General features: G+C 73.7%; 6 protein-coding genes. 3 read left to right on the top strand and 3 right to left on the bottom strand.

Annotated features, from left to right (window positions below; all coding sequences use genetic code 11):
• Nucleotides 1–12: 12 nt before the first annotated feature.
• From ACZ6ZN_RS00380 to ACZ6ZN_RS00370, 3 genes are all read left to right on the top strand, one after another.
• A complete protein-coding gene (locus ACZ6ZN_RS00380; protein ID WP_398107242.1) occupies nucleotides 13–999 on the top strand; it encodes a carbohydrate ABC transporter permease in 987 nt (328 codons plus the stop codon).
• A gap of 12 nt (nucleotides 1,000–1,011) precedes the next feature.
• Complete coding sequence (locus ACZ6ZN_RS00375) at nucleotides 1,012–1,935, top strand: carbohydrate ABC transporter permease (protein WP_451880338.1); 924 nt, start codon at nucleotides 1,012–1,014, stop codon at nucleotides 1,933–1,935.
• A 119-nt stretch (nucleotides 1,936–2,054) separates the two neighbouring features.
• Nucleotides 2,055–3,494: a GH1 family beta-glucosidase gene (locus ACZ6ZN_RS00370; protein ID WP_469641938.1), complete on the top strand. Its 1,440-nt coding sequence runs from the start codon at nucleotides 2,055–2,057 to the stop codon at nucleotides 3,492–3,494.
• Nucleotides 3,495–3,648: 154 nt separating this feature from the next.
• Here ACZ6ZN_RS00370 and ACZ6ZN_RS00365 read toward each other — a convergent pair whose 3' ends face one another.
• From ACZ6ZN_RS00365 to ACZ6ZN_RS00355, 3 genes are all read right to left on the bottom strand, one after another.
• Nucleotides 3,649–5,427: a S8 family serine peptidase gene (locus ACZ6ZN_RS00365; protein ID WP_469643885.1), complete on the bottom strand. Its 1,779-nt coding sequence runs from the start codon at nucleotides 5,425–5,427 to the stop codon at nucleotides 3,649–3,651.
• Between the two features lie 266 nt (nucleotides 5,428–5,693).
• On the bottom strand, nucleotides 5,694–5,990 hold the full coding sequence (locus ACZ6ZN_RS00360) for a helix-turn-helix transcriptional regulator (protein ID WP_469641936.1): 297 nt from the start codon (nucleotides 5,988–5,990) through the stop codon (nucleotides 5,694–5,696).
• Between the two features lie 104 nt (nucleotides 5,991–6,094).
• Nucleotides 6,095–23,668: a hypothetical protein gene (locus ACZ6ZN_RS00355; protein WP_469641934.1), complete on the bottom strand. Its 17,574-nt coding sequence runs from the start codon at nucleotides 23,666–23,668 to the stop codon at nucleotides 6,095–6,097.
• Between the last annotated feature and the right edge of the window lie 25 nt (nucleotides 23,669–23,693).

Raw genomic sequence — 23,693 nt, 5'->3', positions numbered from 1 at the left:
GAAGGAAGTCCGGTGGCCATCTCCACCACCAAGGCCCTGACCGGGGACGAGCCCGCGGGGCCGCCCCCGGAGGAGGGCACCGCCCGGCGGCGCGGCGCGCTCCTGCACCGGCTCGACATCAAGGGCGCCCCGTACGTCTTCGTCGCGCCGTTCTTCGTGGTCTTCGCCGCGTTCAGCTTCTACCCCCTCGTCTACACGTCCTGGATCTCCCTGCACGACGTCGAACTGGCCACCCTCGATGTCATGGAGTGGGTGGCCTTCGACAACTACGTCGAGCTGTGGGGCGACTCCCGGTTCTGGAACGCGCTGCAGAACACGATCACCATCGGCGTGATCTCCACGGTGCCGCAGTTGCTGATGGCCCTCGGCCTGGCGCACCTGCTCAACTACCGGATGCGCGGCTCGCTGTTCTTCCGCGTGGCCTCACTGGTGCCCTACGCCACGTCGGTCGCCGCGGCCGCCCTCGTCTTCACCATGATCTTCGAGCGCGACTTCGGCATGATCAACTGGGCGCTGGGCTCGGTCGGGATCGACCCGGTGGACTGGGAGGCCGACAAGTGGCCCGCCCAGGTGGCCATCTCCACCATCGTGATCTGGCGCTGGACCGGCTACAACGCGCTGCTCTACCTGGCCGCCATGCAGGCCATCCCCGCCGACCGCTACGAGGCCGCCTCGCTCGACGGCGCCTCCCGGTGGCAGCAGTTCACCCATGTCACGGTCCCCGGGATCCGTTCCACGATCGTCTTCACCATCGTGCTCTCCACGATCGGCGCCACGCAGCTGTTCGGTGAGCCGCTGATCTTCGGCCAGGGGCCCAACGGCGTGAGCGGCGGCGCGGACAACCAGTACCAGACCCTGGGCCTGCTGCTGTACGAGGAGGGCTGGAAGAACTACCAGATGGGCCGTTCCGCCACCGTCGCCTGGGCCATGTTCCTGCTGCTCCTCCTCGTCTTCCTCGTCCAGCGCGTCGTCAAGCGCGCCCGCTCCCGCACGTCCTGACCCGGAGTCACCATGACCACTCACAGTCTCCCGGCCCGGACGGACACCGCGGGCCCGGCCTCACCCGAGAAGACCGTCGGCCGCGGGGGCCGCCGGCTGCTGCGCCAGCGGGCCGGCCGCCAGCACCACGCCGGCCCCCTCACCTACGTCCTGCTCGCCGTCATGGCCGTGCTGTCGATCTTCCCGCTGTACTGGACGATGGTCGCCGCCTCCACGGACAACACCCGGGTCAGCCAGACCCCGCCGCCGTTTCTGCCCGGACCGAACCTGTTCAGCAACCTCGCCCGCGCCTGGGACGAGGCGGCGATGGGCAAGGCGATGATCAACAGCCTCATCGTGGCCGGGGTGATCGCCCTGTCCACGGTGCTGTTCGCGACACTCGCCGGATTCGCCTTCGCCAAACTGCGGTTCAAGGGGCGCAACGCCCTGCTCATGCTGGTCATCGGCACCATGCTCGTGCCGCCGCAGCTCGGCGTCGTACCGCTGTTCATGATGATGGCCGAACTCGGCTGGTCGCAGCAGCTGCCCGCCGTCATCTTCCCGACGCTGGTGAGCGCGGTGGGTGTGTTCTTCATGCGGCAGTACCTGTCGGAGGCCCTGCCGGACGAACTCGTCGAGGCCGGGCGGGTGGACGGGGCGCACTCGCTGCGGATCTTCTGGAGCATCGTGCTGCCCGTCGCCCGCCCCGCGATGGCCGTCCTGTTCATGATCACGTTCGTGCACGCCTGGAACGACTTCTTCTGGCCGTTCGTGGTCCTCGACATGACCAACCCGACGGTCCCCGTCGCCCTCACCCAGCTCAGCGCGGGCTACGTCCGCGACCAGTCGCTGATCATGGCCGGCGCCCTGCTCGGCACGCTGCCGCTCCTGGCGATGTTCATCGTCTTCGGCCGCCAGATCGTCAGCGGCATCATGGCGGGCGCGGTCAAGGGCTGAGCCACCGCCCACGCGGCCGGGCCGCCGCCCGGACGGTCCCGTCCGGCTTCCCGCGCCCGTCACCCCCTCCCGCCCCGGCTCCTCGCGCCCGTCGCACACCCCACCTCGAAAGGACTTACGTGGTCACCGCAGCACAGCAGACCGCGTCCGCCCCGGACGCCGCCCGCACCTTCCCCAAGGGCTTCCTCTGGGGCTCCGCCACCGCCTCCTACCAGATCGAAGGAGCAGCCGCCGAGGACGGCAGGACCCCGTCCATCTGGGACACCTACGCCCGCACACCCGGCCGGGTCCGCAACGGCGACACCGGCGACACGGCCACCGACCACTACCACCGCCGACGCGAGGACGTCGCCCTCATGGCCGAACTCGGCCTGGGCGCCTACCGCTTCTCCCTGGCCTGGCCCCGCATCCAGCCCACCGGCCGCGGCCCCGCCGTGCAGAAGGGCCTGGACTTCTACCGGCGCCTCGTGGACGACCTGCTCGACAAGGGCATCCAGCCCGTCGCCACCCTCTACCACTGGGACCTCCCCCAGGAACTGGAGGACGCGGGCGGCTGGCCCGAGCGGGCCACGGCCGAGCGGTTCGCCGAGTACGCGGCCCTCGCGGCGGACGCCCTCGGCGACCGCGTGAAGACCTGGACCACGCTCAACGAGCCCTGGTGCAGCGCCTTCCTCGGCTACGGCTCCGGTGTGCACGCCCCCGGCCGCACCGACCCGGTCGCCGCCCTGCGCGCCGCGCACCACCTCAACCTGGCCCACGGCCTCGCCGCCCAGGCGCTGCGCGACCGTCTGCGCGCCGACGCCCAGGTCTCGGTCACCCTCAACATCCACCACGTGCGTCCGCTCACCGCCTCGGACGGCGACGCGGACGCGGTCCGCCGGATCGACGCGCTCGCCAACCGCGTGTTCACCGGCCCGATGCTGAACGGCGCCTACCCGGAGGACCTGTTCAAGGACACCGCCGCACTGACCGACTGGGCCTTCGTCCAGGACGGCGACCTGACGCGGATCCACCAGCCGCTGGACTTCCTCGGCGTCAACTACTACACCCCCACCGTGGTCTCCGAGGCCGACGGCAGCGGCACCCACACCTCCGACGGGCACGGCAGAAGCGCCCACAGCCCGTGGCCGGGAGCCGACCGGGTCGCCTTCCACCAGCCGCCCGGTGACACCACCGCGATGGGCTGGGCCGTCGACCCCAGCGGCCTGTACGACCTGCTGCGCCGGCTCAGCGCCGACTTCCCGCGGCTGCCGCTGGTCATCACGGAGAACGGCGCGGCCTTCGACGACTACGCCGACCCCGAGGGGCGGGTCAACGACCCCGCCCGGATCGCCTACGTGCGCGGCCATCTGGCCGCCGTCCACCAGGCGATCCTGGACGGCTCGGACGTGCGCGGCTACTTCCTGTGGTCCCTGCTGGACAACTTCGAATGGGCCCACGGCTACAGCAAGCGCTTCGGCGCGGTGTACGTCGACTACCCGACCGGCACGCGTATCCCGAAGGCCAGCGCCCGCTGGTATGCCGAGGTGGCCCGCACCGGCGTCCTCCCGGGCGCCTGACGGACCGGTGCGGCGGCCCGACCCCGCGTGACGCCGCACCGAGCACCCCGCCCCCGCCCCCCCGCGACCGCGGGGAACCGGGGGCGGGGTCGTGCCGGGGGCGGGGTCGTGCCGTGGGCGACAGCCACCCGCGCACGGCACGAGGCGCGCGCGGCTAGAAGGTCAGGTTCCAGGTGTCGATGCGGCCGGTGTCCCGGGTGGCGATGTCACGCACCCGCAGCTTCCACGTGCCGGAGGCGGTCTCCGAGGAGGCGTCGACCGTGTACGTCTTCACCACGTCGTCACCGCTGTCACCGTCGGCGAAGTCCTCCAGGAGGTGGACGGACCCGTCCGGGGCGACGAGCGAGAGCACCAGGTCACCGCGGTAGGTGTGCTTGACGTCGACACCCACCTTCAGCGCGGCCGGGGCGTTGCCCGTCAGGCCGGTCACCGATATCGGCGACTCCACGGTGGCGTTGTCGGTGACGGCGACGTCGGCGGTGTTCTCGAAGTAGCGGCCCGGCTGCGGTGTCGTTCCGCCGACGGCCTTCAGCGCGTCGACCTGGCCCTCGCCGAAGAACGCGTTCTTCGCCGTGGTGCCGGTGCAGCGGCTGTCGGACGGGCAGGCCGTGTCCGTGGCCTGGGTGCCCAGCCGCTCACGGAGCTGAGCCGGGGTGGCCGACGGGTCGGCGCTCTTCAGCAGCGCGGCGACACCGGTGACATGCGGTGAGGCCATCGACGTGCCGTTCATGTTGCCGTACTTGCCGCCCGGCAGGGTGGAGTAGACGCCGTAGGCTCCGTCGCCGCCCGGCGCCGCGACGTCGATGACGTCCCGGCCGTAGTTGGAGTAGGACGCCTTGATGTTCCCGTTGCCCATCGCCGCGACGGTCACGACGCCCGGCAGTTCCGTCGGGATGTCGACGCAGGCGTTGGTGAGGGTGCGGTTGACGGGGGTCGAGTCGTTCGGGCTGGAGCTGTCCGAACGTTTGTCGGCCAGGTTGTAGTCGGAGTTGCCGGCCGCGGCGACCTGGAGGGAGCCCTTGCCCTCCGCGTACTCCTGGGCCCGGCGCACCCCCTCGATGATGGCCGCCTGGTCCGGGTCGTCGGGGCAGTTGAACATCCACGGGTCGGTGTAATAGCTGTTGTTGGTGACGTCGAAGCCGTGGTCACCGGCCCACATGAAGCCGCAGATCGTGTTCTCGGCGAAGAACATGCTGGTGCCCGGCTCCGCGATGCGCACCGACGCGATGGTGACGCCCGGTGCGACGCCGACCACGCCCTTGCCGTTCTTCGCGGCGGCGATGGTGCCCGCCACATGGGTGCCGTGGGTGCCGACGTCACGCCATGCCCCGGAGCGGGTGTCGGCCTTGCCGTAGGCGCAGGAGGCGGAGTCGGCGGCGTCGAAGTTGGGCGCGAGGTCCTGGTGCCGGTCGTCCACTCCGGTGTCCAGGACGCCGACCTTGACCGACGGCGAGCCGGTGCTGACGGCCCAGGCCTTGTCGGCGTTGATCCGGGTCATGTCCCACCGCGCGGTCTCGGTGAGGGTGGTGGCCGACTGCGGGGGAGTGCTCGGCAGGGTGGGGGAGTAGGCGTCCGCGGGGACGTCCGAGGTGCGGGTCGCGCCGACCTTCTGCACGCCCGCGACGGAGCGCATGGCGGTCGCGAAGCCGGCGGAGGCGGAGTGGGCGACCACGACACCGATCGCGTCGTAGGACGCGAAGACCGAGCCGCCGTTGGCGGATACGGCGTTGCGGGCGGCCGCCGTGTCACCGGGCGTGGTGACGACCAGGTAGGACCTGGTCCCGGCGACCCAGCCGGCGGCGGTCTGGGCGGTGGTGGCGGTGCGGGACTCGGCGCGGGCCGCGGCCGGTCCCGGCGGGAGCCCGGTGCCGGTGCCGGCGGCGCCGGCGGGCGTGGCCAGCGCGAGGGCCGCTCCGACGGCGGCGACGGACAGCAGCGACCGTCTGAGACGGCGCGGTGATGTGCGGGGGGTTGTCACAGCATCCTCCGGGAGCCCGGGGCAGAGGGTGGCGCCGGCCGGGCCGTGGGTCGAATGGGTCGACGCAACATTTCAGATGAGGGCATGACAAGGGAAGGGGCTGCGGGGCACTGATCGTCGCGAGCGGACAAGTAGAGGGCCGGGCTCCGCATCGCGGGCACGGCCGGGACCGCGCCCGGCGACTCGCGGGCCGGTGCCGAGCCCTCCAGGCGGCCGCGCCCCTACGGCCTCTCCGTCAGCCGGACGAGGGCCAGGAGCGCCGGCACCGGCAGCGCCGTCTCGTCCGGGTGGCACAGGCCCCGCTCCGGGTGGACCGTGTACCGGTTGCAGCGCCCCACGCGCCACCGGGTGAGGAAACCGGCGCGCTCGAGGTCGGCGAGGACGCGGTGTGCGGCGCGTTCGGTGATGCCGCTCGTGTGCGCGATGTCCCGGACGCGTGCGTCGGGCATCGCGGCGACGGCGGCGAGTACCCGGGCATGCGAGGTCACGAAGGACCAGCCGGCCCGCCTGCCCACCACGCCTCCACCCGATCCGGGAATCCGGCGCCGATCGGCGCCGCTGCCTCCCTCTTCCGGCCACACCCGCTGCGCGGATGCACCGGACCGCATCCGGTCCCGCTCGCTCAGGTGCCCTGGGCGGGCTGGATGCTGTCGCCGCGGTTGTTGATCGCCAGGTACGTGCCGATCCGGCGGAAGTCGTTGATCACCCCGAAGAAGCTCTTGTCCGTCGGCAGGAGTGCCTGGAGAGCCGCCTGGTCCGCAAGGCTCGCACGGAGCAGGTCCTTGTAGGCGTTGTAGACCTTCGCCGTGTAGGTGGGCTCCTTCGCCGCGTTCATGCGGTAGTCGTTCGTGATCGCGATGGACGCGAGGTCCATCAAATAGCAGTCGAAAAGTTCGGTGACGTCCGCGGCTCTCGCCCCCTCTTCCCCCGCCTGAGCCTGCCTCGCGAGGATCCCGGCCATCCCGACGACGATCTCGCGGTAGATCCGGTGCCTCGTACTGCTGGGGAAGGCCGCCATGATGTGGTCGGCCTGCCCGGCGCCCCGGGTGCTCATCGTGCGCGGCTCGGCCAGATCCGCAAGGCCCGGCACCGGCAGCGGAATGTCCTGGAACATCGACTCCTCGTCGGGGATGCCGGTGTCGCGGGAGGCCAGGGGGTGCAGGCCGATCTCGTGGGCCAGCATGCCCATGATGTAGCCGATGTCGTACTTCTCGAAGTAGTAGCTGGCGAGGTTGATCTGCACGCCTTCGGCGCCCAGGTCACGGACGTCGGCCGGGGTCTCGGTCGTGCGCAGGTGCAGGGTGATCCGCACGGGGCGGTCGCCGACGTAGGACCGGATCACCGGGTGGTCGCCGAGCAACTCGATGATCCTGACCGCCTTGTCGCGGTACCTCTCGTTCGTGTGCTTGAGGTTGGTGAACTCGAAGTTCCCCGACCTGAACGGCGTGGGCGCCTGCGCGGCGGCCGGTGCCGGGTCCGCGCTGCGCGGCATGAGGGCCGGGACCTCGGTGGGGGGTGTGCCGTCGGGGGTGGCCTCCGCCGCGGGCAGGGACACCGGGTCGACCCACACGGAGGTGCGCGGCACCGGCGGGGTGCCGGTGCGCGCCTCCGCCCACGTCGGATCGGCGCCCTGCGCGCCCTGCGGGGACCGCGGCGTCACGTCACCGACCTGCGCCTGCAACAGGGCCAGATGCCGGCCCCGGAGACCGGCGGCGGGGAGAGAGGCGTCCTCGGGGGCCTCGTCCAGTGCGCCGAGGAGGCTGCCGGGCACGTGGGGGCGGTGCGGGGTGCCGGCGTCGCGGTACTCGTCGCGCAGGCCGAGCTGGTGGCTGAGTTCGTGCACGAGCTGCGCGGGTTCGGCGTCCGTCCACCAGGTGTTCTGGTCCATGGCCCGGTCGCGGCCGGTCAGTTCGACCGTCAGGTGAGGGGCTGCGGCGCCCGGTGCGGCCGGATCGACGTGTTCCACCGTGACGTGCAGCCGGTCGCCGTTCGGGAGCAGATGGCCGGGCGAGTTGAGGAGGTGGTGCACGCCCCACTGGAGCCGGTCGAGGACGCGTGCCCTCTGCTCGTGGGTGCCGCGCAGGGCGACGCGGACCGTCAGGTCGGTGACCGGCTCGCCGTCGTAGGTGAAGCGCCGTGCGTCGAAACCCGAGCGGACGACGAACCGGGGGCGGTGGTCTAGAGGTGTCCGGCCCGCCTGCGGTGCGGACGCCCGGTGCGGTCGCGGCGCGGTGCCACCCGTGGCGGGCAGCCCGGGCCGGGCCTCGCCCGTGGTGCCGCCGCCCGGTTCCGAGGGCCGGGCCTGGATGCTGTCGCCCTGGTTGTTGAAGGCGAAGCTGGCCCCGAGCCCGAGGAAGTTGTTGGTGACGTTGTACCAGCTCTTGTCCGGGGGCAGCAGCCGTCGCACGGGACTGTCGGGCGCCAGCCGCGCGGCGAACTGCTCCTTGTAGGCGTTGTAGACCTTCGCCGTGTAACGGGGTTCCCACGCCGCGTCCTTGCGCCGGTCGTTGGTGACGGCGATCGTGGCGAGGTCCATCAGGTAGGTGTCGACGAGGTCCGTGACGTCCTTGCTCCTGGCGCCCTCCTCGCCGGCCCGTGCGTCCTCGTCGAGGATCCGGGCCATGTCGACGACGATGTCGCGGTAGATGCGGTGCCGGGTGCTGCTGGGGAAGGCGGCCATGATGTGGTCGGCCTGGCCGGCGCCCTCGGTGTTCATGGTGCGCGGGTTCTTCAGATCGCTCAGTCCGGGGACGGTGAGGGGGACGCCCTGGAACATGGCCTCCTCGTCGGGGATGCCGGTGTCGCGGGAGGCGAGGGGGTGCAGGCCGATCTCGTGGGCGAGCATGCCCATGATGTAGCCGGTGTCGTACTTCTCGAAGTAGTAGCTGGCGAGGTTGATGTCGACGCCGTCGTCGCCGCGGTCGATGACGTCGGCGGGTGTCTCGGTGGTGCGCAGGTGCAGCGTGATACGGACCGTGCGACCGCCCACGTAGTCCCGGATCGTGGCGTGCCGGCGGAGCAGATCGATGATGCGGATCGCCTTGTCGCGGTACCTCTCGTCCGTGTGCTTGAGGTTGGTGAACTCGAAGTTGCCCGACGTGAACAGCGCGAACACCGGTTCCGGGGCCGGGGGTGCGGAGTTCGGGGACTGCGGCATACGCGGTGGGACGGCCGCTGCCGCCTCGTCGCCCGCTCGGGGCAGTCGAGGGCGGGCCTCACCCGGAGGAGCCGGGGTGTGACTGTGCTGCGCGGGTCGCTGGATGCTGTCACCGCGGTTGTTGGTGCCGACGGCGGTGGCCAGTTGGGCGAAGTCACCGAGCACGCCGAACCTGCCCTTGTCGGCGGGCAGCAGGGCCCGGACGGGGCTGTCCTGCGGGAGGCGCTGGAGCAGCTGCTCCTTGTACGCGTTGTAGACGCGGGCCGTGTAGGCGGGGTCCAGGATCGCCTTCGCCCGGTGGTCGTTCGTCACCGCGATGGAGGCCAGGTCCATGAGATACGTGTCGATCAGGTCGGTGACGTCCTTCGCCTTCGCTCCCGGCACGCCCACCTGCGCGCGGTGGGCCAGGACCTGGGCCATCTCGACGACGATGTCGCGGTAGATCCCGTGGCGGACGGTGTGCGGGAAGGCGGCCATCACGTGGTCCTCCTGGCCGGCGCCCTCGGTGTTCATGAACCGTGGGGTCTTCAGCGACTCCAGCCCCGGGACCGGCAGGGGCATGCCGCGGTAGAGATCCTCCTCCTCGGGGATGCGGGTGTCGCGGGAGGCGAGGGGGTGCAGGCCGATCTCGTGGGCGAGCATGCCCATGATGTAGCCGGTGTCGTACTTCTCGAAGTAGTAGCTGGCGAGGTTGATGTCGACGCCGTCGTCGCCGCGGTCGATGACGTCGGCGGGTGTCTCGGTGGTGCGCAGGTGCAGGGTGATGCGGACGGTTCGGTCGCCCGTGTAGTTCTTGATGGTGGGGTGTTCGTCGAGCAGTTCGATGATCCGGACGGCCTTGTCGAGGTAGTCGTCCGTCTGGTTGAGGTTGGTGAACTCGTAGGTGCCCAGCTTGAAGGGCACCGGCGCGGGCGCATCCGGCGTCGCGGCCGCGTCCTGCGGCATGAGGGCGGCGACATCGGCGTGTGCGGTGCCGTCGGCCGGCCGGGGCAGCGAGACCGGGTCGACCCAGACGGATGCGCGGGGTTCGGGGACGGCGGCGCTCCGGGCCGCCGTCCAGTCGTGGCCGTCGTGCGTACCGTCGTGCGGGAGCGGTGGCGGGGTCAGCTCGCCGACGAGGGCGCCGAGGAGCGCCAGGTGCCGGTCGCGCAGGCCGGCGGGAGCGAGTGAGGTGTCCTCGGGAGCCTCGTCGAGACCGCCGAGCAGGCTGCCGAGGACGTGGGGGCGGTGCGGGGTGCCGGCGTCGCGGTACTCGTCGCGCAGGCCGAGTTGGTGCGTGAGTTCGTGCACCAGCTGCACCGGGGCGGCGTCGGCCCACCAGGTGACCTGGTCCATGGCCCGGTCGCGGCCCGTCAGGTCCACGGTCAGGTGCGGGGCGCCGCCCTCCGTGTCGGTGGCGCCGACGAGTTCCACGGTGACGTGCAGCCGGTCGCCGTTGGGGAGGCGGTAGGCGGGAGCGTTGAGGAACTCCTCGACCCCGCCACTGAGTTGGGCGAACACGCGGGCGGTCTGCTCGTCCGTGCCGCGCAGGGCGACGCGGACGGTCAGGTCGGTGACCGGCTCACCGCCGTACCGGAACCGGCGTGCGTCGAAGCCCGAGCGGACCACGAAGCGGGGGCGGCGGTCGACGGTGCCCCGCGGCCCTGGAGTGCCCGGCACGGGTGACGGCGGCGCCGTCTCGGGGCGGCTCTCGGGCAGCCGGGGGCGCGCCTCCTCGGAGGTGGGGCCGGGGCTGGTGACGCCGGTGGTGGTCGGTGCCGGGGCGGCGGGCCGCTGGATGCTGTCGCCGCGGTTGTTGGTCGCGATACTGGTGGCCAGCTGGGTGAACGACCTCGCGACGCCGAACAGCGTCTTGTTCGACGGCAGCAGGTTCCGCAGCGCGGTGTTCTCACCCAGTTGCGCGGCGAGCAGCTCCTTGTAGGCGTTGTACACCCTGGCCGTGTAGTTGGGTTCCTTGACCGCGTTGAGCCGGTGGTCGCCGGTGACGGCGATGGAGGCGACGTCCATCAGGTAGGTGTCGAACAGGTCGGTGACGTCCTGGGTCTTCGCTCCCGGAACGCCCACCCGGGCCCGGTGCGCGAGGATCCGGGCCATGTCGATGACGATGTCGCGGTAGATGCGGTGCCGGGTGCTGCTGGGGAAGGCGGCCATGATGTGGTCGGCCTGGCCCGCGCCTTCGGTGTTCATGGTGCGCGGGTTCTTCAGGTCGCTCAGTCCGGGGACGGTGAGGGGGACGCCCTGGAACATGGCCTCCTCGTCGGGGATGGCGGTGTCGCGGGAGGCGAGGGGGTGCAGGCCGATCTCGTGGGCGAGCATGCCCATGATGTAGCCGGTGTCGTACTTCTCGAAGTAGTAGCTGGCGAGGTTGATGTCGACGCCGTCGTCGCCGCGGTCGATGACGTCGGCGGGTGTCTCGGTGGTGCGCAGGTGCAGGGTGATGCGGACGGTTCGGTCGCCCGTGTAGTTCTTGATGGTGGGGTGTTCGTCGAGCAGTTCGATGATCCGGACGGCCTTGTCGACGTAGTCGTCCGTCTGGTTGAGGTTGGTGAACTCGTAGGTGCCCAGCTTGAAGGTGCGCAGGACCGGCTGCGGGGCCGCGGGCTGCGTGCCCGTGCCGGTGTCGTCGCCCGACAGTGTGCTCAGCTCGTAGGCCTCGTCCTGCTGGGGCAGGAGCGGGACGAAGTCGCCGCCCCGGCGGCGCAGCCGCAGATGGGGGCCGTCGGCGGCAGGTCCCGCGTAGGTGTGTGCGGTGCCGTTCTCCTCGATCAGGGTGACCGTGGTGCCCGTCGCGGAGGCGGCCCACTCGGCCACCGCGCGATCGGCCTCCGGGCCCCAGGGAGCGTCCGCGAGATGACGGCGCAGGTGCCCCTCGAGAGCCTCCTGGCTCGGCTCGGGCGCCCCCGGCCGCCTGCGGAGGGGAGGGGGCGAGAAGAGGGCGTCGCGCTCGGCGGCCGTCCCCGGGAGGCCGTTCAGCCGCATCAGCTGCGCCGGCGGGAGCCCGGCGCGGGTGCGCAGGCGCGCCGCCTCACGGGGGTGCAGTCCGGGCTGTGCGGCCGCTTGGCGCAGGGCCGTGGACAACGCGCCGAAGAATGCGTTGCCGCGGCCGGTCGGGGTGCCCTGGGTGTAGGTGGCGCCGTCGGGCGCGGTGAGGACGCCGTTCCGGTCGAGGCGGTACCGCGGGCCAGTGCCACCGGTCGGCGGCGACCAGGGCGGTGAGGTGTGGCTCGGACGCGGGGCCTGCTGCCGGCCGGGCGTGCCACTGCGGTGCGCGGACGTCGTGCCGAGGGTTCCGGCCTGCCCGGCCGCCGTGGGGTCGGTGGGCCGCGGAAGAGGGGCGGCCGGAGGGGGCGGGGTGCCCGGCGGGAGCGCGGCGTGGAAGAAGCCGCCGGCGGTGAAGAGGACGGGGTCGGTGGCCGGCCGCACGGCGGCCGGGTCACCGCCGTGCGGGAGGAAGAGCTGGCTGCGGCCCTCCCCGGTGACCACGGTCAGCGGGACGCCCAGGGTCCGGGCGGCGAGGGCGGGCAGCAGGTCGGCGCCGCCGTGGTCCCCGGCGCGACGCCCGGGCGCGGCCCGGTCGTCGTCCGGGTCTGCCGCCGCTTCGCGGAGCGGTTCGCTCGCGAACGGCCGGGCCAGGGCGGCCACGGCCAGTGCCACCCGCTGGCCGGGGCTCGGCCAGAAGGTCTGCGGCAGCCGCCCGAAGGCATCGAACTCCGCTTGCTGGGCCGGGGTGAACCGCACGCCCGCGGCGTCGAGTTCCTCCTGGGTGAACGTGTCGGCCGTGTCCAGGGCGAGCGAGTCGAGCAGGTCGGCGTTGCTGTCCTCGCCCAGTGCCCAGGCCAGGCGGTCGCGGGCGGTGCCGACGGCCTCGGCGGTGACCCCGGGATCGCCGGGAGCCGCCGTGAAGCGGCCGGCCAGGTCGGTGCCGAGCAGGTGGGGCAGCCGCCCCCGGTCCCGGGCGACGGCGAGCAGCGCGTGGAAGAACGAGGCGCCGTCGTGCGGCACGTCGTGGATCTCGCGCACCGTGGCGCCGTCGGGCGAGGTGAGCGTGCGCGGGCCGGAGCCGGTGGCGTCGGTGACGGTGTACGGCTCGGGCGCCTCGGAGCGCCATGCGGGCGGGGCGTACGGCTGCCGGGGGTCCGGGGCGGGGACGGCGGACGGGTCGCGGTGGTGGGCGGTGAGGCGGGAGGCGGCCCCGTGCAGACGGTGGTGCTCCGCGGCGGCGGCGTCGGTGCGCTGCTCCCACAGCCGGACCTCCGCGCGCGCCGCCTGCCACGCGGTGACGGCCGCTGACGAGGGCGGTGTTCCCGGCCCCGCGGCGACGGTCTCCTGCTGTTCCCGGGGTGTCAGGTCGAGCCAGGTGTCGCGGGCCCGTGCCCGGGCGTCGTAGTAGCGCTGCTCGGCGGTGGCGAGGTCGGCCGTGGCCTTCGCCAGGTCGTCCCAGGCGGCGGCCACCTCGCCGGGGAAGGTGGTGTCGTCGAGGAGGCCGTAGTCCCGGGCGAGGTCCTCGCGCAGCCAGACCAGGGCGGTCGTCCGGGCCTCCGCGGCGCGCGGCCCGCGCCGGGCCTTGCCGAGGGCGTGCAGGGCCCGGCTGTCGCCGACGTGGTGGTGCACCTCGCTGACCGACAGCCAGCTCACCGGCAGCGCGAAGAGCATGCTGCGCTCGGTGACGACCTTGAGGTGGGTGCCGAGCGTCGTGTCCGCGGTGCCTTTGAGGGCCGTGCTGTCGTTGGCGCCGCCGATCGGGACCGTGGCGCCGGGGTTGGTCACGCCGGCGTTGCTGTTGCCCGCCAGGGGCGACGTGCCCACCGTGCCCTCGACGTTGTCGGTGATGCCGGACTCCAGCGCGTCGGAGGTCTTCCTGCGCTGCATCGCCTCCATGCGCGGCTTGTTCTCGACCGCGAGCAGGCGTGCCCCGGTGCGGTGCATCTTCGCGTGGAGGCGCGAGTCGGCGGTGTGGGACTGCCCGAAGAGGCGGGCCGAGGACTGGGTGGGCAGGACCGAGCCGTCCGGGCCGAGCGCCTCGCGGAACCCGGCGGTCAGGCCGCCCTGGGACGTGGCTTCCAGCTGCGCCTGGGCGGGGGCCGTACCGAGGCCGGTGAGCGGGGTGAGACGGGCCATGCGCACTCGCTCGGCGAGGACGCGGCCGCTGTGCCGCCGGCCCAGGTCGCCGTCGCCGAGACCGTCCGCCCGGGCGGTGGCGAGGGTCAGGCCGTCCTGGACGTTGGCCGCGCCGACGATGTCCACGGCGAGGATCCCGGAGCCGATCCGGTCGTCGAAGGGCAGGACGTCCGACTCGCCGCTGCCGTCACCGGACGTGCGCCACGCGGCGATGCCCTCGGGACGGGCCTGCTCGGCCGTCAGCATCCGCACCGCCCGCTCCGGCTCGGGCACCTCCTGCTCGGTCACCGCACCGTCCGAGCCGTCGCCGTCCGGGGTGAGCAGCGAGACCGGGAGCATCTCATTGAGGGTGCCGACCGAGGCCGCGGTCCGGGGCGCGAGCGGCGCGCCGGTCGTGTCGGTCATAGAGACGGTCAGCACATAGCTGGTGACGATCTCGGCGTGCGCCTGGGTGGTGGCGATGTTCGGCATCGCGGTGCTGCCGTGCGTCTCGGTCCGGGTGCTGGAGCGCTGCTTGGCGGCGGTGCCCTGGAGCGCGGGGCTCGCGGTGAGGACACCGCCGCTGCCGGCCGCCGCACGCTCGCTGACCCCGAGGGTCGTGTCGGCACCGCGGTCCTGCGACGAGGTGACGGCGTCGTCGCGGGCGATGGTGCGGTAGTCCTCCAGCTCGAAGCCGGTGCGCAGTCTCTCCACCGTGGTGGTGACCGGGGTCAGCCGGAAGTGGAGGACGGCCGGGCTGCCGCCGACGGCCAGGTGGTGGGGCCGCGTCATGACGCGGTGACGCACCGGCAGGGTCATCCCGTCGGTGGTCAGCTCGTGCAGGTGGGCGCGCAGGAAGTCGGGCGAGAGGCGCTGAAGGACCTGCTCGCGGTCGTGCGAGGGCACCCCGATCGTCTCCAGTTGCCCCAGCAGGTGCCGCGCGGCACGGCTCGCGTCGAGCCGGCCGCTGGGGTGGGTGGGGAAACGCCGGCCGCGCAGGAAGCCGGGCACCCGGTAGCCGCCGCCGAGGTTGCGCGGGGTGGCGGTGCCCAGGCCGTCCGGGGCGAGCCCGGTCTCGATGGCGTCCTGCATGGGCAGGTGGAACATCACCGCGTCGCGGATGCGGTGCAGCGCTGCGGCGGCCCGCCGGGGGGCGAGGCGGCGGCCCAGGTGTTCCGACAGGCGCCCGGCCGCCGCGCTGATCCGGGTCCCGGCGCGGGTGCCCGCCAGGCCCATCGCGGCCGTCCAGCGGTCCCGGACCGCGACGGTCTCGGCGGCGTCGGCGACCACCAGGTACATGCGCCCGGCGAAGGTGAGGGTGGTGTTGCGGCCTCGCGTGAGGGTCTGCGCGATGCTGCGCCCCCGGCCCCAGGCGTACTGCAGGGCGGTCGAGTAGGTGCCCGTCACCGCCGCTTGCCCGGGGGCCTGCTGGAGCGGCATGTGGGCGCCCTGCACGCCGAGCGTGGCGTGCGAGACGCTGCCGGCGGTGCCGACGCCCCGGCGCTCGTTGCCGATGGTGGCTTCCAGGCTGGCCGGCTTGGGGTCGCTCCTGACGCGCAGGTTGGACAACTCGCCCCGGATCGCGGCCTTGAGGTAGTGGGTCTGGAGCGGTCCCGCGCCGGTGAGTCCGGTGATGCGGGAGCCGAACGGCCCCAGGTACTGGCCGAGTTGACTCGCCACCGAGAGGTTCGCCACGGCCCGGCGCAGAGCGGTGCGGACCGGGGCTCCGGGTGCGCCGACGTGCCAGGACGAGCCGGAGGCCCGGTCCGCGACGTCCTGCACGAGCTGCTGGCGCCGGGGACCGCCCTCGGTTCCGAGCACCACGTGCGGCGCGCTCAGCAGCCGCTCGGTGAGTCGCCGGTCGGCCGGGTCGGCCCGGTGCAGCGGACGGGTGCCGTCGAGGAGCTGGTCGGCCTCGGTGGCGGGCAGCCGCTGCGCGGGAGCGACGGCAGCGGGGGCTGCGGGCCGGCCGGGCGGTGGGTCCGCGGGGCCGTACCGGACGGAGCCGTGTGCGGCGGGCACGGCCAGTTCCACCCGGCCCACGGTCTCGGATCCCCGGGCGAACAGCGGCCGTTCGGCGACCCTGCTGACGAAGATGCCCGCGCCCAGGATGCCGAACGAGGCGAGCCGCGCCCAGCCCCGCGGGCGGCGGTGCCCTTCGAAGGTGGCGCCCAGCTCGACCCGGTAGCTGTAGAGGTCGGCGCCGTTGTGGAACGTGAGGTGGTCGTGGGTGACCGCGGCCGTGGTGCGGGTGGCCTTCTGGTCGGTCGTGGCGTAGCGGGCCCCGAGGGTCACGTTCCCGGTCCGGCGCGGCAGCCCCGCCTCGGGCACCTTGTCGTGGTCGCGCGGCGAGATGCCCAGCTCGACACCGCCGGAGAGTGTGACGGACGCCTGCTGCCCCTGCCCGGAGATCTCGGTGCCGACCACCGCGTTGCGCAGCGATCGCTCGCTCATGGTGGTCTCGAACCGCCGGTCGTCCAGCCGCGCCCTGAGGACGAGCGTGTGGTGGCCGCGCTCGACCTTCCCGTCCTCGGTGAGGGTGACCGGCACCCCGGTGGTGGTCAGCTCGTCCAGACTCTGCGCCAGGCTCGGCCGGTTGAGGGCCTCCCGCACCTGGCGGTCGTTGTGCGAAGCGGTCCGCAGGCGCCCGTCGCCGTACCAGAGCCGGGCCAGCCGCGGGTGGCGCAGCATCAGCGGCGGGACGAACAGCGACGGGTAGGAGCGGTGCAGGGTGTCGAGCACGGCGTCGGTGAAGACCCGCAGCGGGTCCTGCGGGGCGGACTGCCGTGCGGCGTCGGGCGACGGCTCCTGCGGGCGGGACGGGGCGTCCTGGAGGCGGTCGTGCCGCGGGCGGTCGGGGCGGAAGCCCTCGGCCCGGACCTGGCCTCCGAGGTGGACCGGGTCCTCCCGGGTGAGGTACCAGGGCACCGGTGGTTCGGCGTCCGGGTCGGGACCCGTCCGGCCGGGCGTCCGGCTGTCCCAGCCCGCCAGCCGGCGCGCGTCCTGCGTGGACATCCAGTCGAGACTGACCACCCGCACCGGACGGGCCGCGGACGCCGGTTCCCCGGGCCTGCGCACCATCAGCGTGCGCTCGACCCGGTACAGGGCCATCGGGTGGTTGCGGATCCGGCCGGTGGTCTTGCGTGCCGCGTCGGCACCGAGGTGGTGACCGCGCCCGCTGGTGAGGTCGGCGCGGACCAGCGGACCGCCCTGGAGGCGCACGTCCGTCTCCGGGCCGACGAGGGTGTGGTTGGGCCCTGCGGTGACCTGGACGCCGAAGCGGGTGTCCCGGACGTGACCGCGTTCGTTCTGGTAGGTGGTCTGGGTGAGGTCGCGCACCTCCGCCTTGACGGACTCGGTGACCAGAGTGGCCCGGTGCGGCACCGACCGTTCCACGATCAGGTGCCCCAGCGGGTGCCGGCCGCTGCCGCGGGTCAGTTCGGGCCCGGCGACCGCGCCCGTCATCCGTCCGAACAGGCCGAGCAGCCGCGTCGGCCGGACGTACGACACCAGCGTGCGGTGCGCCGAACTCCCGGGCCGCGCACCGGAGACGGCCAGCGCCACGTCCTCCGGCGGGTCGACCAGGTGCAGACCGGTGACGTCGGTGACCCGCGGCTCCGTCCCGTCGGGGAAGGTGAGGGTGCGGGGTGCGCGCCGAGGGCCCTGGAACGGCACGGTGAGGTCGTCCGGCAGCCGCCAGCCGAGACCGTCCCGCACGGCGAAGTGCGCCGCGTGCACCTCGGTGCGCCGCCAGGCCGGCCGCACGGGGGCCGGGTCGGCGGCCGGGGCGGACTCCGCGGACCGGCTGCCTCCGCCCACCGGTCCGTCGGCCTTCGGCGCCTCGGTGACCCGCTCCACCCGCACCCGGTAGTACACGTCGTCCAGGTGCAGGTGCGAGCCCTCGTGCGCGCGCCACTCGGTCTGGTTGTACGCCTGCGTGCCCTGGGCGTAGTCCGTTCTGCGGGTCCAGCCCAGGGAGACACCGATCTTCAACAGCCAGTTCAGCGGGGGACCCATGCTCACCCCGCCCGCGATCCGCCGCCCGACACCGACACTGCGCCCACCGGCGGTGCCCGCCTGGCCGCGCCGCATGGTGTCGACGCGCGTGGTGCCGCCGTCGACGTCGGCGAAACGCTCCCAGCGGTGGTACGGGACGGCCTCGACCGTCATCTCGTGCCCGACGCCGGACTTCTCCCGGCCCACGAACCGCGCACCGCGCGGAGCGGTGAAGGCGCCCGGGTGGTCGGTCAGCATCCTCAGCAGCTCCGCCCCGTCGAATTGGGACCGCAGGCGCCCCGGCAGCCCGTCCAGGATCTCCCGGGCCACCGACTCGGGCGAGCGCAGGGTGACGACGCCGGGGCCGGTGAACAGGCCGCCCGGGAGAGCGCGCGACGCCCGGTCGCCCGGGGTCGCGCCCCCGGGGTCGCCGTCGGGGTGGATCAGGACGGACGGCAGCCGGCTGCCGTCCGCGAAGGTGACGGTGCGCGGCGCCGGTTCGGGCACGGTGACGTCCTGGCCGGTCAGCAGGCGTGCCGGCCGGTACCTCTCGAGTTGCGTCTCCAGCGGCACGACGTCACCCCGGTCGGGGCTCTCGGACCCCGGGCCGCCGTCCGCGTCCCGAGCGGTGGTGTCCTGTCCGGTCGCGTCCTCGACGGCCGTGTCCTCGACGGTCGTGTCCTCGACGGCCGCGTCCCGTGCGGGAGGAGCGGAGGTGACAGGGTCCTCGGCCTGGGTGTCCCGCGTGCCGACCGGATCCGGACGGGGGGTGAGCGGGGCGGGCTCCGGGACCAGGGCGTCGTAGTGGTCGGTGCCGTTGTACGCGAGGTGCAGGGTGCCGCTCCGGCCTCCCGGGTGCAGCGAGGTGACGAGCGAACCGGCGGACCCCTGCGGATGCGGCCGTACGAGCCGCAGGTCCAGGTCCAGGGTGTGCGCCAGGGCCTCCGGGAGCAGGTCGGCGAAGGGGGACGCCCACAGGCCGGGCCGCTCGGCGGCCGCGGCGACCAGGGCACCCGAGCCGATCCGGCGCGCCTCGGCGGGCGTGGGAGCCACGTCGGCGAGGTGCGGGTAGTCGCTGTCGCGCAGGAGTTGCCGCCACCGCTCGGGGTCGCCGTCGGTGACGACGGCCCGTGCGATCCGGTTCCACTCGTCGGTGATGCGGGCGCTCTCCCCGGCGTCGCGGGCTCCGGCGAGGGCGCGCACCCGCAGGTCGTCCACGACGGAGTAGACGGGGTCCGGGAACGCCGTCGCCGCCGCGGTACCCAGTTCGGTGCCCCGGATCCGGTCGCGCAGCAGTCCGCGCAGACCGGCGACGTTGCGCGCGGCCCACGCCGGGGGCGCCGGCCGGCTGCGGGCGCTGTCGAGGAGCGCCCGGAACAGGCAGTCGCCCCCACCCGGGGTGTCCAGCCGCGTGAAGGCGCGACCGTCCGCGTGCACCGTCTCCACGCCGGCGGGAGTGGTGCCGCTCGTGCTGAACAGGGCCGGGTCCTCGGCGGGACTCCCCGGCCGGCTCGGCTCCGGGACCAGATCGGGCCTGCGACGGGCCAGCTCCGCGTTGTCCTCGGGGCTGAGGGCCAACTCGGCCAGCGGCAACGGGGTGTCGGACAGCGACCAGGTGATCTGCGCGGAGGGTGCGTACGTCAGTCCGCGCACGTCCGCCGGCGAGACCATGGCGGTCGGGGGGAGCGCGGGCGGCGGCGGGGGCAGGAGGGTCTCCAGCGTGGCGTCGATGCCCCCGGTGGAGCGCAGACCGGCGGCGGCACGCAGGAACCGCGTGTACTGCTCCGGGGCGGGGTCGCTCGCCGCACCGGCATCGCTGCCCGCCGGGTCGCTCCAGTCGGTGACCATCCGGCGCAGCAGGTCCGGGGTCATCCGGCCGTCGCCGTAGCGGGCCGCGGTGCCCGGACTCAGCCAGCGCAGGTTGTCGACCAGGGCGAGCCCGGCGAGCAACGCGTGGTTCTCCGGCCGTTGTTCGGCGTCGGTGCCGAGGGTGTCGCGCAGGGTGCGGATCTGCTGGAGGGTGCGCGCGCGGGTGAAGGCGTCGGCCGGTTCCGGACCGGCGTGCAGACCGGCGATGCGCGCCAGGTCGTCGAGGTCGGCGCCACCGGGCTCCGGGGTGAACAGCCGCCAGCGGCCGGGGCCGTCCGGCCCTTCGGTGAGCACCGCCCGGACGTTGCCGTCGCGGTCCCGGGCCGTTCCCACCTCGGTGGTCGGTGCGAACACCGGCCGCCCGGTGCGGTTCGCCACGTGCTGGGCGACCGGCAGGCCCGCCACCGCGGGCTGCCGCCCGGTCTCGCAGGAGAACAGCACGATCGGCCGGTCCGGAGCACCGTCCTCGGACCACGACTTCAGCACCTCGCCGAACTGCACCCCGCTCACCTTCACGCCGGGGTGCGCGGTGTCGTCGGTGCCGAGCGTGACGGTACGGGGCGTGCCGTGCGCGACGACGTAGTCGGCGCCGGCCTCGGTACCGGAGCCGGGCAGGGCGGCGGGCGGCCCGGTGAAGACGGTCCTGGGCGGTGTGGGCTCCCCGTCGACGGCGGCGGGAGCGGACACCGTGCGCACCCCGCGGTACGTGTCCTGCCCGAGCAGCGTCCGACGGGCCTCACTGTGGGCCGCACCGTCCTCGGCCGGGCTCTGCGAGACGGTCAACGTCCTTACCGCCCGGCCGGGTTGGGGCTGGGTGGCGGCCTCGGGGACCCAGCGTCGCAGGTGTGCGACGGGCACGGTGTGACCGGTCAGCGTCGTCACGACCGGCCGCGCCGGGGAACGACGCGCCGGACCGGCCCCGGCGTCGGCCGTGGCGTCCACCGGACGAACGACGAGCCCGCCCTGCGGTGGGGACACCGCGAGCGGCGCCGGCGAGTTGCCCGACTCGACGTGCACCTCGGTGGCCGGCTCCGCCCATGGCCGGGACAGGGTGGAAGGCCGGGCCGCGGGCGGCGCGGTGGGGGAGGCGGCGTCCGGTTCCGTCGCGCCGCTGTCCGCCGGGGGCGTCACCTCGGACGGCATCTCGGTGGGCGACGCGTCCGCAGACGACGGAACCGACTCGGTCCTGAACGGTTTCGCGTCGAAGGCCGAGCCGGTGTCGCTCCTGGGGGTCGGGGGGTTCCCGACGGCGGCGCTCTCGGTGGCGGGCCGGGAGGCGCGACCGGCGGGGGCGGGCGAGCCGACGGCGTCGGCGAGGGGGAGCAGCACGTCGGAGCCGGGGAACGCGGTGTCCACCGTGCCCCCCGTGCCGTCCGGCGCCCCCGGAGCCGGGCCGGTGAGCGGCCGGACGTCGACGGGCTGGCCGGGCCCTCCACGGGTCAGCTCGACGGCAGCGCGTACGGGACGCCCCGCACCGTCCACCGTCGAAGGCGGCCCGAGGACGACGGCACGGTCGGCGCCGGCCCCGTCCAGGAGCGTGGCGGCCTCGGGCGAACCCTGCGCCGGGGGCGGGGACTCCGACACGACGACGGTGAGGGGAGCCGTTCCCGTCGGGTCGGCGGCTGGGTCGGTGAGAGCGCCGGGCTCGCCCACGGCAAGGCCGTCCGACACGGCGACGGTTCGGGGCGCCCTCCCCGTCGTGTCGGTGACCGGGCCGGTGAGAAGGTCGGGCTTGTCCTGGGTGGCGCCGTCCGACACGACGACGGTTCGGGGCGCCGTTCCCGTCGGGTCGGCGACCGGGTCGGTGAGAGCGCGGGGCTCGCCCTCGGCGACGCCGTCCGCCTCGTCGCGGACGCCCTGCCTGTCGACGGTGTCCCCGTCCGCCTGCGGGGCGTCCGGCGTGCCAGGGCTGCCCTGCGACGGGGTGGGGGAGGAGGGCGCCCCGGAGGTGCCTGCCGTCGGCACGCCACCGGACCGGGCACCGGAGGCGCCGGAGACCGGGCTGCTGCCCGAGGCGGTGCCGGGCGTGGCGGGGCTGGCCGAGCCGGTGCCGGGCGCGGCGGGGCCGAGGGGGCTGGTCCCGGGTGTGACGGGGGCGGGGGCGCTGGCGTCGGGTGTGGAGGGGCTGGGGGAGCCGGTGCCGGGCGCGGCGGGGCCGGGGGAGTCGATCCCGGGGCTGGTAGCGCCGGGGGAGCCGGTGTCGGCAGAGCCGTCGTCGGCACCGTGACCTGAGGCCTGCCGAGTTGGGGCCGTCTCCGGCCGGGCTTCGGTCGACGTGCCGCCGGACACGTCCGCCGAGCTCACGGTGTCGCCGGGCAGGGGCGATTCCACCGTGACCGGTACGCCGAAGGAGTCGAGAGCGCGCCGGACCTCGTCGGTGTCGATCCGGGCGGCGGGGCTGTTCCCCGCGGGCACCACCCGTACCTCGGGGCGCTGCGACAGGTCGCTGTGCAGCGTGTCGCGGACCCCGATCTCCGTACTGCCCGGGGGCTGCGCACCCCGTGCGGCGGCGAGGTCGCGCAGAGCCTGCTCGCGGATCTCGGGCGGACCGGTGTGCACCTGCTGCCACAGCGCGTTCTCCGCGGCCGTCACGGGCAAGGGGCCCGGGGTGTAGGGCGGCGGGGGCTGACTGCCGGAGAAGTCGGCGGACGGCGAGGCGAGGTTCGCGACGCCGCCCGGGCCGGCGGTCTGCGGGGTGCCGGGCGGGGGAGAGGCGAGCGTGGAACCGCCGCCCGTGCTGCCGCCCTGCCGGTCACCGGTGCGGCCGGTCCCGGCACCGTCACCGGTCCCGTCGCCGGAACGGGAGCGTGGGGAGCCGGAGGAGTCCCCGGATTTCCGGTCGCCGGAGTCACCGTCGCCGCCGGACACCGTGGACGGCCTCAGCCGCAACTTGTCGATGGCGTGGCGCAGTTCGGCGCCGCTGTTGAGCGCCGTGTCCGTGAGGGTCGCCTCGACGTGGCTGCTGATGCCCGCGCCGACGAAGGTGGACCAGCTCGTGGACCAGTCGCCGTCGAACGCCCCCTTGATCAGGATCTCCGCGAGGGCCTCACCGGACCCGGCGGCGAGGAAGTCGGCGGCTCCCTTGAGACCGTAGTGACCGGCCAGCGCACCGGGCCGGTCGGCGTTGTGGCGCAGCAGCCGGTTGTTGCGCCACAGACCGGGGTTGTTCCGGAAGGAGAGCGGATCGTCGCGGAAGGTCGTCGGGGTGTCGCGGTGCGGTGTCGGCCCCTTCGGGGACGGGTCCGGGCCGGGGCGGCCGTCGGGGGTGTGGTCGCGGTGCGGCCCCCCGGGGGGCCTGGTGTCGATGTCCGGGACGTCGCGCCGGCCGGGGCCGTTCTTGAAGTCTAGGTCGGGGCCGTTCTTGAGGAAGTTGTTGTCGTAGCTCCTGACGATGCTCTTCGCGAAGTCGTCGAAGACGCTGGTGAGGAAGCCCGCGGCGGCGCCGAACGCGGCCGACTTGAGGATGTCGTTCCAGTCGAAGCCGCCGGGGCGGCGGCCGTTGGGGGCGAAGTTCATCATCGCCAGCCGCACCGCGAAGGTGGTGAACGCCTCGGCGAACGCCTCCGTCAGCGACGGCGCGAGGTGCAGCCGCTGGAGCAGATGACTGAGCGTGGTGAGGATCATGAACCGGCTGCGGAGCTTGGCCATCATGATCTGACTGGCCGAGGCGCCTCCGGTGAAGAAGGACATGGCGAGGTAGATGGCGATCTCGATGAGCAGCCGGATGACCTCGGCGATGACCTGCCACTTGGACTCCATGATGTCCATGGACGTCTTGCGCCGGCCCTCGGCGATCTTGTCGAGCTGCTCGGCGAACTCGCGCAGGTAGTTCTTGCCGCCGTCGTCGACGAGCATGCCCATAGCCTTGGCGTACGACTTGGACAGGTCGTCCGGCATGGACTCGGCGATGTCGTGGATCGACTTGTCGATCAGGGACGAGAGCCGGTCGATCTTGCGGCCCAGGCCGGAGTAGGGCTTGCGGCTGTCGTAGGCGAGGTCCTCGTCGGCGTCGATGAGCTTCTCCCCGGTGAGGATGAAGATCATCGCGTTGACCTCGGGTGACGCCTGGAGGCTCATCGGCGGCCGTCCCGGGCGTCACGCG

The sequence above is a fragment of the Streptomyces sp. NPDC053665 genome (assembly GCF_055585285.1).
This window is presented reverse-complemented; position numbering and strand designations above follow the sequence as displayed.

What these genes read in the sequence shown, in the direction of transcription:
- ACZ6ZN_RS00375 (WP_451880338.1), top strand. Translation starts at nt 1,012, where the DNA reads ATGACCACTCACAGTCTCCCGGCCCGGACGGACACCGCGGGCCCGGCC.
- ACZ6ZN_RS00355 (WP_469641934.1), bottom strand. Translation starts at nt 23,668, where the DNA reads ATGAGCCTCCAGGCGTCACCCGAGGTCAACGCGATGATCTTCATCCTC.